Origin of the sequence: Nicoliella lavandulae (assembly GCF_037546185.1) — a bacterium.
Lineage (GTDB): Bacteria > Bacillota > Bacilli > Lactobacillales > Lactobacillaceae > Nicoliella > Nicoliella lavandulae.
On the sequence record NZ_JAWMWH010000001.1, the window covers coordinates 88,267 to 103,895 of the forward strand.

The 15,629-nt window shown below is 40.7% G+C and carries 18 protein-coding genes and 1 riboswitch; of the genes, 5 read left to right on the top strand and 13 right to left on the bottom strand.

The annotated features are described in order from the left end of the window. Positions 1-24: 24 nt before the first annotated feature. A riboswitch (Lysine riboswitch) is annotated at positions 25-200 on the bottom strand. Between the two features lie 15 nt (positions 201-215). Then, positions 216-728, bottom strand: a complete 513-nt coding sequence (locus R4146_RS00505) for a GNAT family N-acetyltransferase (RefSeq protein WP_339959513.1) — start codon at positions 726-728, stop codon at positions 216-218. Between the two features lie 63 nt (positions 729-791). Here R4146_RS00505 and R4146_RS00510 point away from each other — a divergent pair, with 63 nt between their 5' ends. Then, positions 792-1,595 (top strand): lp_1002 family arylesterase, encoded by an 804-nt coding sequence (locus R4146_RS00510; protein ID WP_339959514.1) that lies wholly within the window; start codon positions 792-794, stop codon positions 1,593-1,595. 40 nt (positions 1,596-1,635) lie between these two features. On the opposite strand, the gene R4146_RS00515 is transcribed toward R4146_RS00510, so the two are convergent. Next, positions 1,636-2,313, bottom strand: coding sequence for a phosphatase PAP2 family protein (locus tag R4146_RS00515; RefSeq protein WP_339959515.1), 678 nt, complete (start codon positions 2,311-2,313; stop codon positions 1,636-1,638). 143 nt (positions 2,314-2,456) lie between these two features. Here R4146_RS00515 and R4146_RS00520 point away from each other — a divergent pair, with 143 nt between their 5' ends. Both R4146_RS00520 and R4146_RS00525 read left to right on the top strand, forming a co-directional pair. Further along, positions 2,457-3,302 (top strand): sulfite exporter TauE/SafE family protein, encoded by an 846-nt coding sequence (locus tag R4146_RS00520; protein WP_339959516.1) that lies wholly within the window; start codon positions 2,457-2,459, stop codon positions 3,300-3,302. Then, entirely contained in the window at positions 3,302-3,682 is a 381-nt protein-coding gene (locus R4146_RS00525) for a DUF1634 domain-containing protein (protein ID WP_339959517.1), read from the top strand. The genes R4146_RS00520 and R4146_RS00525 overlap by 1 nt, the downstream gene beginning before the upstream one ends. Positions 3,683-3,719: 37 nt before the next feature. Here the strand turns inward: R4146_RS00525 and R4146_RS00530 are convergent, their stop codons facing one another. The 3 genes from R4146_RS00530 to R4146_RS00540 all read right to left on the bottom strand — a co-directional run bounded on the left by R4146_RS00530 (position 3,720) and on the right by R4146_RS00540 (position 5,713). Then, entirely contained in the window at positions 3,720-4,211 is a 492-nt protein-coding gene (locus R4146_RS00530; RefSeq protein WP_339959518.1) for a threonine/serine exporter family protein, read from the bottom strand. A gap of 16 nt (positions 4,212-4,227) precedes the next feature. After that, positions 4,228-4,986 (bottom strand): threonine/serine exporter family protein, encoded by a 759-nt coding sequence (locus R4146_RS00535; RefSeq protein WP_339959519.1) that lies wholly within the window; start codon positions 4,984-4,986, stop codon positions 4,228-4,230. A 67-nt stretch (positions 4,987-5,053) separates the two neighbouring features. Continuing rightward, a complete protein-coding gene (locus tag R4146_RS00540) occupies positions 5,054-5,713 on the bottom strand; it encodes a metal-dependent transcriptional regulator (protein WP_339960617.1) in 660 nt (219 codons plus the stop codon). 156 nt (positions 5,714-5,869) lie between these two features. Here R4146_RS00540 and R4146_RS00545 point away from each other — a divergent pair, with 156 nt between their 5' ends. Then, positions 5,870-6,214, top strand: a complete 345-nt coding sequence (locus R4146_RS00545; RefSeq protein WP_339959520.1) for a hypothetical protein — start codon at positions 5,870-5,872, stop codon at positions 6,212-6,214. A 53-nt stretch (positions 6,215-6,267) separates the two neighbouring features. On the opposite strand, the gene R4146_RS00550 is transcribed toward R4146_RS00545, so the two are convergent. The 8 genes from R4146_RS00550 to helD all read right to left on the bottom strand — a co-directional run bounded on the left by R4146_RS00550 (position 6,268) and on the right by helD (position 14,781). After that, on the bottom strand, positions 6,268-7,176 hold the full coding sequence (locus tag R4146_RS00550; protein ID WP_339959521.1) for a cation diffusion facilitator family transporter: 909 nt from the start codon (positions 7,174-7,176) through the stop codon (positions 6,268-6,270). Between the two features lie 107 nt (positions 7,177-7,283). Next, on the bottom strand, positions 7,284-7,679 hold the full coding sequence (locus tag R4146_RS00555; protein ID WP_339959522.1) for a hypothetical protein: 396 nt from the start codon (positions 7,677-7,679) through the stop codon (positions 7,284-7,286). Further along, the gene (locus R4146_RS00560) at positions 7,663-8,451 is read right to left on the bottom strand and encodes a DUF1003 domain-containing protein (RefSeq protein ID WP_339959523.1); all 789 of its coding nucleotides are present in this window, start codon (positions 8,449-8,451) and stop codon (positions 7,663-7,665) included. The genes R4146_RS00555 and R4146_RS00560 overlap by 17 nt, the downstream gene beginning before the upstream one ends. Continuing rightward, positions 8,448-9,344, bottom strand: a complete 897-nt coding sequence (locus R4146_RS00565) for an RluA family pseudouridine synthase (protein ID WP_339959524.1) — start codon at positions 9,342-9,344, stop codon at positions 8,448-8,450. Before R4146_RS00565 ends, R4146_RS00560 begins: the two co-directional genes overlap by 4 nt. 74 nt (positions 9,345-9,418) lie before the next feature. Then, entirely contained in the window at positions 9,419-9,748 is a 330-nt protein-coding gene (locus R4146_RS00570; RefSeq protein WP_339959525.1) for a hypothetical protein, read from the bottom strand. 149 nt (positions 9,749-9,897) lie between these two features. Beyond that, positions 9,898-11,454: a glutamine-hydrolyzing GMP synthase gene (gene guaA, locus R4146_RS00575; RefSeq protein ID WP_339959526.1), complete on the bottom strand. Its 1,557-nt coding sequence runs from the start codon at positions 11,452-11,454 to the stop codon at positions 9,898-9,900. A 91-nt stretch (positions 11,455-11,545) separates the two neighbouring features. Next, positions 11,546-12,475 (bottom strand): type I pantothenate kinase, encoded by a 930-nt coding sequence (gene coaA / locus R4146_RS00580; protein ID WP_339959527.1) that lies wholly within the window; start codon positions 12,473-12,475, stop codon positions 11,546-11,548. 8 nt (positions 12,476-12,483) lie between these two features. Further along, complete coding sequence (gene helD / locus R4146_RS00585) at positions 12,484-14,781, bottom strand: RNA polymerase recycling motor HelD (protein ID WP_339959528.1); 2,298 nt, start codon at positions 14,779-14,781, stop codon at positions 12,484-12,486. 151 nt (positions 14,782-14,932) lie between these two features. Between helD and R4146_RS00590 the strand changes: the two genes are divergently transcribed. Then, positions 14,933-15,580 (top strand): histidine phosphatase family protein, encoded by a 648-nt coding sequence (locus tag R4146_RS00590; protein WP_339959529.1) that lies wholly within the window; start codon positions 14,933-14,935, stop codon positions 15,578-15,580. The last annotated feature ends 49 nt before the right edge of the window (positions 15,581-15,629 follow it).

Consider the following 15,629-nt stretch of genomic DNA (forward strand, 5'->3'; position numbering starts at 1 on the left):
ATAATTGCATTTCTAGCTATTATAACTATCGAAAGCACTCCGCGGTTAACCACGACAGTTCTTGGCTTGTTCAACCAAGTCCCAGATTCAACTAGAAAAAGCTAGTTTACACTTCGGCGTTCCTCCCTTTCAGCATTGGTCATAGCTGCTTTTTCAACTCACAATGCCATACTCTTTAGCAACGCGCCTCTTCTTAGATAATTTGATATTTAAAACTAATTATAACTTTTTTTGCATTCCTTGACAATCACTAATTCAAATTGAAGTCGCTCATCGCCACTAAAAGCAATGAACGTCCCCAGTTGTGCAAAGTGATTATGCAATAAGACGGCTTTAGAAGCATCATTAGTAATGCTCACGTTGGCAATGATCCTAGCCACATCAAATTGTCGCTGTAACCATTGAAGCGCTAACGCTAAGCCCTGCGTCATTATTCCACGACCACTAAACTTTGGATGCATTAAAAAGCCCACTTCAAAACGATCCGCCATTGGTTGGCCGAATTGATCGACCTGTGGATAAAAGAACACACAGCCAACTGTTTGGCCGCCATATTTAACCGCTAAGCCATTGGATTGGCTTAGTTCAATGCGTAATAAATCAGTGGCTGCCTGTAAACTAGTGATCACATCGAAGCCAGCAGCATTGGCAGTCGTGGCATCAGACACCATTGCAAAAAAGGCGTGTGCATCTGTTAACTGTAATTGGCTAATTGTTATTGCTTTCATCTTAACCCCATCTCTCATAATCAGTTACAATATAGATAATTATATTATACAGGAGTGAACACCATGAAAATCATCCAACAATCTTTATCAACCAATTCAGCTGCCTTTTTAAAGGGTTATGTCCGTGAATCAGATTCAGATGCCCAACACTTTAAGTACCCTGCCGTATTAATTGTCCCAGGGGGCTCGTTCACCCATATCTCAGAACAACAAGCCGAAAGCTTTGCATTGAGTTTTGCTGCGCAAGGCTACCAAAGTTTTTACTTACGATACAGCTTTGAAAGTGAAAAGCGGCCGTTAATGCCCCATCCCGTCATTGAACTAGGCCAAGCTATGCAATACTTACACCACCATGCAGTTGACTTAAACATCGATGCTAAGCGAATCATAATTGCAGGCTTTTCGATTGGTGGGTTCATCGTTAGTCAATACAACAACCAATATGATCAAGCCGCGTTGCTTAATGCAGTTGGCGCTAAGGATGCAACCGAACTAACGCCACGAGCGGTTATTTTAAGTTATCCAGTCATCGACTTATCCCTGGGCTTTCCGAACGAACCCGCTAAGATCAACGACTGGGTCAATACCCCGGCTGAAGGCGCAGCGGAAAATGGCGTTACCAAAACCAACGTTCCCACGTTCATTTGGCATACTGCTGATGATCCGCTAGTTCCTGCCATGAACTCGATTAAATACGCTGAAGCCCTAGCCAAACATCAAATTGATTACGAGCTTCATATTTTCCACCATGGTCGCCACGGAATGGCCATGGCCAATCAACTAACCGCTTGGAACAATGAAAGCAATGACCCCCACGTTGCTAAGTGGTTCCCCCTTGCGATCGAATGGTTAAACGAAATTAAATAAATGAAAAAAGCCATTGCCTAACCTCGGCAATGGCTTTTGTTTAATATTTAGATTTTTGGAATGGATGGTACTTCGATAGCATCCCTGCATACCGGTAGTACACAAACTCACAAACTTGGAACCAGGTAAAGGCCACTAAGAATGCGCCAATTGTATCACTTGGGAAGTGAGCGTTTAAAAATACCCGTGACAACATTACTAGGATCACATAAATGGAAGCGACCGTCTTAGCAATGATTTGATTGCGCCGTGTTTTTAACATTGGAATCAATAAAACCCAAACCACACTAATTACTAACACCGTTCCTACGACATGTCCACTGGGATAACTAAATCCAGTATCTGATGCCGAATGCAATAATGGGCGCGGCCGTCTGATCACGTTTTTAACGATGGTCAATACAATATCACCACTCACTAGGGTAGCGAGCGCCCAAACTGCTGGAATCCGATATTTAATGGCCCATAAGAACAACGCAATCAATATCATCCATAATACGTCCATCTTAGGACTCCCTAGAAAGCTGGCGAGCCCATAAATAACTTGCTTATAGGCCTGTTCACGGCCTTGAACTTCACCAGTAATCACGGAATCTAAAAACGATAAATATCCTGATCCAGCCCCCGTACTAACCACCACGGATGTGGTTACAATTATGGTTAATACAAGTGACAGGATAAAGCGATACAATCGATTAATATCTTTATTAATTAACACCTTAATCCATCCCCTACGATTTGTTTCTATTTATAACCAGTATACCATAGGCCAATATTGGTTTCCTACCCTTTAAAATTTACAATTTTCTTTAATTAAGCATATAATAACAACTGGTTACTTATTAATTAGGAGGAGATACTATGCTTGAGACAGCACTCATTATGATTGCCCTTGGGATTTTTGCCGGAATTGCGGGGGCCATTTTGGGACTGGGTGGTGGTATTATTGTCACGCCCATTTTAACCCTGGGATTTGGTTTAAACATTAAATATGCAATTGGGGCAAGTATCATCGTCGTCATCGCCACTAGTTCTGGTTCGACGATTGCATACTTAAAGGATGAAGTATTAAATTTACGGGTCGCAATGTTTTTAGAAATTGCAACAACGATCGGGGCAGTGGCTGGTTCACTGTTAACCGGAATCTTAAACCCGAAGTACTTATACGTATTATTTGGGCTCCTACTCATTTTTTCTGGGTTCAACATGGTCCGCAAACTACGGGCCAAACCATCTGATTATGGGACTGGTAAGAACGACCGCCTGGCAAAGAAACTAGAGCTAGACGGTAGTTATTACGATAAGAACCTAAATAAAACCATTGACTATCAAGTCACCAACGTTCCGAGCGGCCTTTCAGTCATGTTCGGTGCAGGCCTAGCCAGTGGCTTACTAGGAATCGGTTCAGGGGCCTTTAAGGTGATTGCCATGGATACATTTATGAAAATGCCACTAAAGCCATCTAGTGCCACTAGTAACTTAATGATGGGGGTTACCGCAGCAGCAAGTGCAACGGTATATTTCTTTAACGGTACGATTCTACCCAATATCGCCGTTCCCCTAGCTCTTGGAATCTTAGGGGGTGCCGTTGTGGGTTCACGGGTCATGCAGGTCCTGCCCACTAAATGGATTCGCATCGTGTTCATCCCCGTCCTACTTTACATCGGTGGTAACATGCTCTTACAAGGATTTGGGGTGAAGTTATAATGAAAAAAGATGAAGCACAAATTAACAAAGAGATGAATAGCATTGAGTTAATAATCGGGAAGATCTTAAGAATCGGGGTCATTATCTCAGCTATCATTATGATCATTGGTTGGCTCTTATTGGTGCTAACTGGTAAGTCTGGTTATCAAGGATCATTTCATCCCACTTCATTTCACGCCATTTTAAGTGGGGTCATCGCCCTTAAGCCATATGCAATTATGATGCTTGGCATCTTTTGTTTAATCTTAACGCCGGTCTTACGAGTCGTTGTTTCTATTTATTCGTTCTATAAGGAACACGATATGTTATACGTATCCATTACAACCTTCGTATTGATCGTATTAATAATTAGTTTCTTCATTGGATTATCACAAGCATAATAAAAACGACTCACTGGTTGATGCCAGCGAGCCGTTTTTATTTTTGTCGTTTCTTTTCAATTCGTTCGATCTTTGCACGGTGATAATGGCGTGGTGAACGGTAGTGACGTGCTTTGAACAATAACTGGTTGATCACTTCCGCCACTAAGAAACCAGCGGAAATTGAACCAGCAATAAATGCTACCTGGAGGAAATTGAACTTGGCTAATCCATAGTCACCAGATGCCATGTAACGCATAACTTGGTACGCCTGACCTCCGGGCACTAATGGGACTAATCCCGGGATGTTAAAGATAATCACGGGTAAGCGCTTATACCGTGATGCTAAAATACTAGCCATCCCAATCGTAAGGGTCCCAAAGAAGTTTCCACCAATATAGCCGCCTAAGTACATATCATATAGATAATAAACTAAGTATCCTAATACCCCAACGACACCGTCCAAATTCAATGCCCGGTGCGGTACATTAACTAAAATACCAAAACAAACCGACGCAATGTAGACGAACACTAAATTTAAAATAAACATCTAGAAACTCCTCGTTTTAAAAAATCGTTAATGCCAGTGCCACTCCAAAACCTAGTGCACACGCAATCATCAGCGCTTCAATCCCCCGGGCGGGTCCACTAACTAAGTTCCCGGACAATGCATCCCGGACCGCATTGGTAATCGGGACCCCTGGAACCAGTGGCATAATGCCCCCAATGATCAAGTCATCAACACTCGTTGCAATGTGGAACCTAATCGCTAGAATGGCGGCTGACCCCACCACAAATGCGGCCATAAATTCACTAATGAACTGAACGGCAATGTATTTGGTGATGATGAAATAAGCAATCCACCCTAACATCCCCACTAAACAGGAGATCCAAAAATCAGGCAGATTATTTCTAAATACCACTTCCATGGTCCCACTAATCAATCCAGCGGCAATCGTCTGTAACCAAAACGGAAAGTCCTTTACGTGGCGTTCGATCAATACTAAGCGGTTATAAAACTCCTGGAGGGTAATTTTATGGGCTGCAAACTGACGGGAGTAATCATTAACTAGTGATACCTTTTCTAAGTTAAAGGTCCGCTTTTCAATCACGGCCACCTGAGCCCCAATTTTACTACTCGGTGACATCATGATCCCCGTTAAAGTAACGTAGGCACGCGCTTGATATGCTTGAGCGTTTTCAGCAATTCGATAGATCGTATCGGTCACCCGACTCATTTCTGAGCCGTTTTCAATCATAATTTTTCCCGCTAGCAAGCAGGTTTCGACTACTAATACATCCTTTTTTGTCCGTGGCTTGGGCATCCTGGCTCCCCCTTAATTAATTTAGTTTAATATAAAAAAGCTCCCAAATCAGGGCGCTTTTCAATTATCATTGTTCAACCGGTTTAATAAAGACATAGTGAGAAGCCTTATAACTAATTGAAATCTCTTGGTTATCAGTAATGTTAACCACTTTCATTGGGCCTTCGAACGGCGCATGATCAATCACCTTTAGTTTGTCACCAATATCTAATTGGATATCACCTAAGTAAGTTAACAAATCATGATTATCAATAAACCGATCTACGATCACCGTTGAGCCATCTTCAGCATCATTGAGCAACATATGACTATCTTCAGAATACTTTCCGTCATTAGTTGGAATGACCCCACCGTGAGGACAATGGGTTGGATAAGATAACTTTTTATCCAATGCATCCAATAGTTTCGGACTTGTAACGTGTTCAAGTAATTCTGCTTCATTATGAACATCTGGTAAATCGTATCCTAATTCATCCACTAAGAACGTTTCCCAAATCCGGTGCTTACGAACTAGTCCTTCGGCTAATTTCACCCCAGCAGGAGTAAGTGATACTCCTGAATAAGGTTCATGCGAAACTAACCCCTCTTCAACTAGTTTATTGACCATTTCAGTAACTGATCCTGCGGCGATATTCAGTCCAATCGAGATTCGTTTGTTGGAGACCTTCTTAGTCGTGCCACCCAGCTCGAAAATGATTTTAAGATAATCTTCCTTCATTGGACTCATTCTATTCACCTATTTCTAAAACATTTCGTAGTAAAACAACTAGCCAACTAGCTATCTTTTATTTTACGAAACTACGAATACAATATATAATTAAATTATACCGCAAATTATCATCTAAATAAATAAAATCGGTGTTTTAGTTAGGGGAGTTATAAAATGAGTGATAAACTATTTAGTTTTACAGATTTAAATGAATCTGCTCAACAAACTGCAGTAAAGGATTTTGCTATCTTTTACGTTCATCAATATGAGAATAATGATATGGAATTAATCGCTAACTATGATCAAGACGGGATCGTGCATGACATTAATCGTGACCTATACATTAATCGATTCAGTTTAGAATCCACCATCATTAGTGATTCAATTTCCGAACGATTTTCCAAATACGCCCGCTTACTAGAAAACGTGGACCAAAAATACTATGAAAATGGTAACCCAGAAAAAAACTGGCCAGAATGGTATGAAGCTAAATACGCTGAAATCCAACGGGGCCTTTAATTATCGTCAAAAAAGAAGCTAATCGACTTACGACTAGCTTCTTTTTTTAGAATTTATTTAATATCCGGTCCCTGGTCAAAGAAGAAATCCGCTTGTTTACCGCGTTCCACTTCGGCCTGTAAGGTCACATGATCAATGTGATATTTCGACTTTAGGAGGTCAGTAATTGGCTGATATATCTTTTCAGCTTCACTAATTTTCATATCCCGCATATTAATGTGAGCGGAAAAAATAATACTATTCTCATCAATGGACCAAAGATGGACGTGGTGAACATTCGTTACTCCATCAATATTTAGAATGTCTTGGCGCAACTGGTGACAATCAATGTCCGGTGCCCCCTGCATCAAAATGTAAATCGTTTGTTTAATAATCGGCCATGTTTCAAACATGATGTACAATGCCACCGCAATTGTTACTAGCGGATCCACAAAGTACCAACCATAAAATTGAATCAAGATCCCAGCAATAATGATTCCCACTGAGGATAATGAATCACTCAAGAAGTGCAAATAAGTCGCTCTGATGTTTAAATTTCCCTTTGAGCCACGGCTCAATAGGATTGCCGACACCAAGTTAGCGAGCGTTCCGACTAAGGCCACGATGAACATGAGGCCACCATCCACCTTTTCGGGATGCATTAATTTTTCCACTGCTTCAATGATCAAGAATCCAGAAACTACGATCAAAAATACCGAATTAATAAATGCCGAGATAATCTGGGCTCGTTTAAACCCATACGTATTTTTGTGGGTCTGCTTACGGCCACTAATTCGATGGGCATAATAACTCAAAATAACCGATAGGGAATCACCCAAGTTATGAAATCCATCAGAAATTAGCGATAGACTACCGGAGAAGATCCCCCCTAAAAATTCAACTAGGGTAATTAATGCATTTAACACGGTCACAAATAAGAATTTACCGCCGCTCAATGCATCATGATGATTGTGATCATCCATTTGTGCCACCTCTTTTCATATTCACTTATAATTATACGTGCATAAATATCTTTTTGTAAACCAATTCTAGCAAAAAAGCACTCAATTATTTACTGAGTGCTTTTGCATTATTCAACCATCCGCCAGTTACCTTCAGCGGCCTTTGAAATTTGATTTAAAAAGTGGAGGATGCGACCAGCTGTTTCTTCATCATGGTCCTTTAAATGGTTCAACCCTTCCCCTGAGATCATGGGCGTGCCTAGACTAAACTTAGTTCCATCCAGTTGCCCTTCTGAAAATGCCACAACGGTTTCACCGGATTCAATTTTCGTAAAAATAAAGAAGAGGCTGTAGTCATCGTCTTCCTTCATGTACGCTGGCATTGACCAAACGCCGTCAGCAATTTCTTGCATTTCTTCGTTATCGAACTTGTAGTACTTATGATTCTTCTTTGTAATTGGTTTTTCCAATACAAATAACATCTTATTAAAGACTGGATGGCCCAGTTTAATGTTGTCTTCCATTTTCATTTACTCCCTTGTTTGATTTCATTTGCGCTTGTTGATAGGATAATTCCGCATGTTGACGGTGCAATCGTTGAAGTTCTGTGCGGATTTCGCCGATCATTTCCAATTGGAGCCGTAAAATTTCAACTGAATGTGGAATTTGACTTTGGTTCAAGTGGTCTAATTTAGCGTGTAAAATGCGCAGTTCGTGTTCAGATTTTAAATTCACATGAAAGTCATTTTCTGCGTCCATGCGGTCCCGGTTATCAGAACGATTTTGACTCATCATAATGATGGGGGCTTGAATCGCTGCGACACAGCTTAAGCATAAATTCAACAGGATGAATGGATATGGGTCAAAATGAATGCCAAATAGATGGGTTACGTTTAACACCATCCAACCAATCAAGACTGCTAAAAAAATTAAAATAAAGGTCCAACTACCCCCAAAATGCGCCACGCCATCAGCTACCTTTTCACCAAAGGTTTGGCTATCCCGCAAAATTTGGTTCACGTCAGTCACTTCGTAATTATCATCCCTTAACGCCTTAGTCAACCGCCGATTAATCTTTTGATTGCGGATTTGATCCGAACGAATCATCTGATCAATACGTTGCATTCGATAGTCTAATAAATGTTGATTACAAATAAAGCTATCGTCATTAGCCTTAGGATGCTCATTTTTAATTTGATTCGCCAGTGGGCGGTCCAATTCATACAAATACATCCCCGATTCAAACGGAAACTCTCGTCCGTCTACTAAGCAACGCGCCGTCTTTACATCAGTCATTTTTTCGCCCCTTTTTCAATCAATGCCTGCATATCTGATGGCATCGGTACTTCAAACGACACAAATTGACTTTGGAACGTATCATAGAACTTAATCGAACTAGCGTGGAGTGCTTGGCGATCAATTTCCTCATCTAATGGCCCATCATATAGTTGATCGCCTAATAGCGGATGTCCAATAGCACTTAAATGAACCCGGATTTGATGAGTCCGACCCGTGTGTAACTGTAATTCTACCTCACTGAACCGTTCAAAGGTCTGTAAGACCCAACACTCGGTCTTAGCGGGTTGGCCGTCAGCCATTCGGCGGCGCTTTACTTCGCCTTCGTCCTTACCAATCGGAAAGTCAATTATCCCATGGGAATGGTTTAAATGGCCCTGGACCAGTGCTAAGTAACGCTTATCGATTGCATGGTTCATTACCTGTTGATTAGCAAAACTATTAGCAATGCGATGCTTAGCTACTAACACGATTCCGCTAGTAAACCGGTCTAAACGCGTAATCAAGTGGGGCCGTAAGTCACGGCTCCCTTCGGCGACCAAATGTCCCTTGATTCGATTCACTAGGGTGTCCGTGCGGTTCGTAGGCCCGGGCACGGAAGTTAATCCCGCTGGTTTATTAACCACCAACCAGTTCGCATCCTCATAAACAACATCAATTGGTCGTTCACTAACTGGGACGTTAGGATCACTGGTTTCATCCGGTAGGGTCACCTGCACTAAGTCATTGGGTTGTAATTTAACGTTAGTCGTAATTGGCTTATGGTTAACGGTAAACTCACCATCGCTTCGTAATGATAAAAACATCCGATGACTAATACCATGTTGTTTCAAAAAACTCTTTAGTGTATTACCAGTCTGGTTTTGATAATGCCATTCTAATTTGATCTGCACCCCTCCGTTCTATTGATCATCATGATTCTATCATATCAAAAAAAGGCTGCGAGCGGCAGCCTTTTATTAATTCACTATTTAACAATTACCTTCGTTTTAACAAAATGATCGCGAATGTAATCCGCAATTTGATTAAAATCATCAGCACCAAAGTGATGCCAATTAGTTTGATCATCTTTAGCCATTAATTGATTATCTTGTTCTTCAACTTGAATTCCGGCCAGAGTTGAGTAATTCACTTTTACTTCAGGATGATAGCTCTTTAGCCAACCAATTAAACGGAGATAACTAGTTTCATAAATAAAGCTAGTTTTTTCTAATCCACGATCGATGCGATTTTGCACATCATCGCAGACATTATTAAATGCACTATCTTCAGCGGTCCGATACATACATGAGCTCATTTAATCAGTCCTTTCTTCAATCTGACCTTTTAATTATAGCATCTAGGTCATGTCAAACAAAATTTTTATAGTGATTATTTAAAATACGTTAAAAATAAAAAAGAACGTTAGAAAATTAAGTTTCTAACGTTCTAGTATTTAGGAATTAATTATTCCCATTCAATTGTCGAAGGTGGCTTACTGGTAATGTCATACACTACCCGATTAATGCCCTTCACACTGTTAACCATTCTAGTGGAAATCTTAGATAAGACATCCCATGGAATTTGTGAGAAGTCAGCAGTCATCCCATCAATTGATGAAACGGCCCGGATTGCAATCGTGTATTCATAAGTCCGACCGTCACCCATTACTCCAACACTCTTGAAACCTGGTAATACAGTGAAGTATTGCCAAATATCGCGTTTTAAGCCCGCATTAGCAATTTCTTCACGAAGGATTGCATCGGTTTCACGAACTAGGTGTAATTTTTCTTCAGTGATCGCACCAATGACCCGGATTCCTAGCCCAGGACCTGGGAATGGTTGCCGCCAAACTAAGTCATCAGCAATTCCCAATTTCTTTCCTAAGACCCGAACCTCATCCTTAAATAGAGAACGAAGGGGTTCAATCAACTTAAATTGCATGTCTTCTGGCAATCCACCCACATTGTGGTGTGATTTAATCGTTTGGGCAGTATCAGTCCCACTTTCAATCACGTCGGTGTAAAGCGTTCCTTGTGCTAAGAACTTAATGTCCTTTAGCTTGGAAGCTTCGTCATTGAAGACTTCAATGAATTCTTTTCCGATAATCTTGCGTTTTTGTTCAGGGTCAGATACCCCTGCTAATTTACTTAAGAAGCGCTTTTGAGCGTCAACCTTAATGATGTTAACCCCTAAATCTTCGTTTAAGGCCTTCATCACTTCTTCTGGTTCGTTTTTACGCATTAAACCATGGTCAACAAAGATACAAGTTAATTGATCTCCAATTGCCCGGTTCAATAAGGCTGCCACCACACTGGAGTCAACACCACCAGAAAGTGCTAAGATCACTTTTTGGTCGCCAACTTCTTCACGGATCGCCTTAACTTGAAGGTTGATGAAATCATCCATCGTCCAGTTAGGCTTAGCACCACAGACCTTGAACGCAAAGTTCTTCAAAATGTCGTTTCCATACTTTGTGTTACGCACTTCAGCGTGGAATTGCACTCCGTAGAAGTTACGCGCAGTATCTTGCATTGCCGTAATCGGACATTCTTCAGTCGTAGCAACACTTTCGAATCCATTCGGTACCTTAGTCACTAAGTCACCGTGACTCATCCAAACGGGTTGTTTTTCAGGTAATCCGGTAAATAAGGTTTCCTTATTTTGTTCGGTAACGTCAATGTCAGCATGTCCATATTGACCGTTAGAAGCCTTAACTTCACCACCGCCAAGTGTGTATGCCATTAATTGCATCCCATAACAAATTCCTAAGATCGGAATTCCTAATTCGAACACCTTAGGATCAACACTGAGGGAATCCTTATCGTAAACACTGTTAGGACCACCAGAGAAAATAATTCCCTTTGGTCCCCATTCCTTAATTTCTTCAGCTGTCATCGTGTGGGGTTTCAATTCTGAGTAAACACCAAAATCACGAATTCGACGCGTAATCAATTGATTGTATTGACTACCAAAGTCTAGTACCAAGATTTTGTCAAATGCTGATAAATCAATATTAGCCAAGCTGTTACACCCTTTCAAATAAATTAGCAAAACGTTTCTTCAATCTACTAATTATAATAATCGATAAACTAGGTCGAGGTCAAATTAAATTCTAGTATTTCCGCAGTAATAACTCATCGATCATGTGGTTTTCACCCTTGTGGATAATCATATTAGCCCGACTTCTAGTGGGTAAAATATTATCATTCAAATTAGGGAGATCAATATCACGCCAGACTTTTTTAGCCATTTGAATCGCCTTTTTGCGATCACCGATTGCATATTCATAGTAGTAATTAGATGGGTTCAAAAAAGCCGTGTCCATTAGCTTTTTAAATCGATCTAAATACCAGCTTTCAATTAACTTAGGGTCCGCATCGATATAAATGGAAAAATCCGTGTAATCACTAACGTAAATTTGTTGATTACTAGGTAGTTGAAGCGTGTTGATTCCTTCGATCAATAGGATATCCGGCCGGTCAATAATGTCATAACGGTTGGGAATCACATCGTAGACGTCATGTGAATATACCGGCGCCTTAACATCCTTTTGGCCATCCTTGACCTTATCTAAAAAGTAAATTAGCCGTGCCATATCGTAGCTTTCTGGAAAGCCCTTTCGTTCCATTAAGCCCCGCCGCTTTAATTCTGCGGTCGGATATAAAAATCCATCCGTTGTAATTAATTGTATCTTTTGGTCTTTAAGGAAATAGGATAACAATAGTTCCAATAATCGGGCCGTTGTGGACTTACCGACCGCCACACTTCCGGAAATCCCAATGATAAATGGAATTTTACGGGGCGGTTGTTTTAAAAACTCTGCTCGTGTTGCTTGCCATCGGTTAAAGCTTTGCGTCCGTAGTTTAATTAAATTAACTAATGGAATATAGACGTCACGAACATCCTTTAATGAAATCTCATCATTGAACGCCTTGACCCGCTTCAAACTCTTTTTGGTCAACGGAACTGACTCCGTTTTAGCAGGATAGAATTGGCTCCATTGTGCCTTAGTAAATGAATAGTAGTTAATTGGTTTACTCATAATTCCTCCTACTGCTTGAGTTGATAACGATCCTTAGGGACATCATTGAACAGTGGTGACAATGCACCGTTTGAAATCACCGTTAAATCATGCATCGCCCGCGTACAAATGGTGTAGACTAATTGCCGGTCATCTTCACCAGGATATTGGCGCTTCGATGCATCCCACATCACGACTGAATCAAATTCCAGTCCCTTGGCAAGGTAGGATGGGATGACTAATACCCCATTCGTTAGCCGTTGGTTTTCAGTTTGGAGTAAGTTATTCTTTACGCCCCGGTCATTCAATTGTTGGCTAAGGTGTTTACAATCATCTAACGTCTTGGCAATCACTGCGATCGTTTCGCCCGCTTCTTGTTCAATGACTGATTGTAAGGCGGCTAATGATGCCTGTTCGTCCTTCGTCACTTCGATCGTTGGTAAATTCCCATTTCTAGCAAATGATTCGATCTTAGAGTTGCGACCTAATAGGTATTTACTAAAATCGGTAATTTGGGCAGTCGAACGATATGACTTGTTCAATTCGATCACCCGCGTTGTTTCAGGATCAAATAGCGCCGATAGATCATTACGCATACTTTGGCTATTTTCGTGGGTAAAGATTGCTTGATTCAAATCTCCTAATAGGGTGAACTTAGCCCGTGGGAAGCTATACTTTAGGAATGCTAATTGGAATGGCGTGTAATCTTGCACTTCATCGATGAAGAAATAACGAATATCTCGGTTAACGTGTCGACCAGTCATTCGATCATACAAATAAAGGTATGGGGAAACGTCAGCCATTGAAATTTGACCGTTCTTAAGGCCAGCAATCGTTTCATCAATACTAGTTTGCCATTCGGCATCATCAATCCCAGCAGCGCTTAAATCAAGTAATTTAGGCATTTGTTTTAACATCTGGACGATTTGTTGGTTAATGCTTAAGAATCGGTTGTGAATGATCTGCTTGTGGACTCGTTTAAAGGCCCCGATTACAATATGCTTAGCCAAGAAGCGGTATTCTTCATCTGGATCAGCAAATTCTTCGGGATGCCCCATCCGAAGCGTTCGTAGCTGTTCATCACTTAGGTTTTGAATGGCGCTTTCCACCCACTTGGTCTTCATTTCGGACTTAATCCGGCGGTTCAACCGTTTTACTAGGGCTTCACGTGTTCCATCAATCCGGTTCCGTAAGTTATAGTTATCATTAAAGCCATAGTAAATATCATGGATCATTTCCTTACTGAACAAAATATTGCCCTGGAACTTAATATTTCTAAAGCGCATGTCTGCATGGTTCAAGTGTTCAGCATACTTAGTCACGGCATTGAAATACTGTAAGCTACTCTTAAAGTCGTTAATTTTACGCTTGTGAGTTTCACCAGAATTATCTTCCAAGAACCGTTGGGATAGATTTTCAACCGCTAAATGAGGTAACCGATGACTAGCATATTGATAATAAGTCATCTGAACCATGTTTTGTTCCCCTAATTCAGGTAGCACTTGGTTGATGTAATCATTGAATAATTGGTTGGGTGAAAAGAGGATCACTTGGGATGAGTTTAAATTCCCCCGGTAACGATAAAGTAGGAATGCGATTCGTTGCAATACCGCTGCTGTCTTTCCAGAACCAGCAGCCCCCTGGACAAATAACAAGTTAGATTTGGTATCCCGAATGATTTGGTTTTGTTCCCGTTGAATCGTCGTTACGATACTCTTCATCTTAGTACTGGATTGGTTGCTAAGGTTATTTAACAGTAATTGATCCCCAATGGCAGCATCCGTATCAAAGATGGTCTTAATCTTGCCATTTTCAATTTGGAACTGCCGCTTTAATTTCACGTCTACCGTTTGTTCACCATCTGGAGTGGCATACTTAACTTCACCTAACTTATTTTCGTAGTAAATACTCGAAATCGGTGCCCGCCAGTCATAAATTAAATAGTGGTCAGGCTTATCAGCAAGTGAAGCTAATCCAATATAAATTGTTTCATCCTTGTCCTCACCATGTTCATGGATATCAATGCGGGCAAAGTATGGTCGTTCTTCTAGTCGTTTTAACTTTTCCACCTGGGCGGTGGCGTTGTTCCAACTATTTTGCCGTTCATCTAATAACTGTTGTTGTTGTCTAATCGAAACCGAAGTGTCCATTAATCCACTATAGGTTCCGGAATGAAGCCGTACATCATTGTAAAAATTATCTTGAATTGCTGATTCATCACGTTCAGCTTTTTTAACACTTAATTCAAACTTATGCTTTTGCGTTCTAATTTCATCTTCAACCACATCTAAGTGGTGTTGTTCATATTCTTTAATCGAGTCGGTCATTTTAAATTCTCCTAACTTCGAAACTTGACTAAATATTTTAGCACATTTCATACCAATAACAAACTAAAGCGCTGTTAAATTACAATTAATTCCCTTTATATTTAAATATGATAAAATTAAGTTATTAAATCATGATTATTGGAGGATCATTATGACAACTATTAACATTTATTTTGTTAGACATGGCCAAACATTTTTAAACTTTTACAATCGGATTCAAGGACTAATTGATGCCCCACTCACGAAAAAGGGCATTGCGGATGCTGACAATGCTGGTGAACGGCTCAAAGATATCACGTTTGATGCTGCTTATTCCAGTGACCTACCTAGAGCTGCCAATACCGGCCGCCACATTTTAGCTAAGAACCCAACTTCAATCAAAGAACCAATTTTAGACCAAGCCTTTCGTGAAGAAAACTTTGGTTACTTTGAAGGTAACGACAGTGGTGCTGCTTGGCATTTCATTGGTGGTCCCTCCGGACTAGATGACTTTGGTGCAATGCTTAAAAAACTTGGGATGGGCGGCACTGCTGATTTAATTCGGGCTGCTGATCCTTATAAAGAAGCCGAGGGTGATGAAATGATTCGACAACGCTTCCAACCAGGGCTAAAACGAATTTTAGATCACGCTAAAGATGGCGATAACGTCCTAGTTACTGCTCACGGTAGTATTATTCGCTGGATTACTGAGCAATACAGTGACTTTGATATTTCAGTGCCCATTCGAAACGGTAGCGTTACTAAAATGGTCGTAACTGATAACCAACCTACGATTGAATACTACAACCGCATTGATTAAGAACCACATTATTAATTAACTTAATGACAATATAATAAAACAAGCGGCA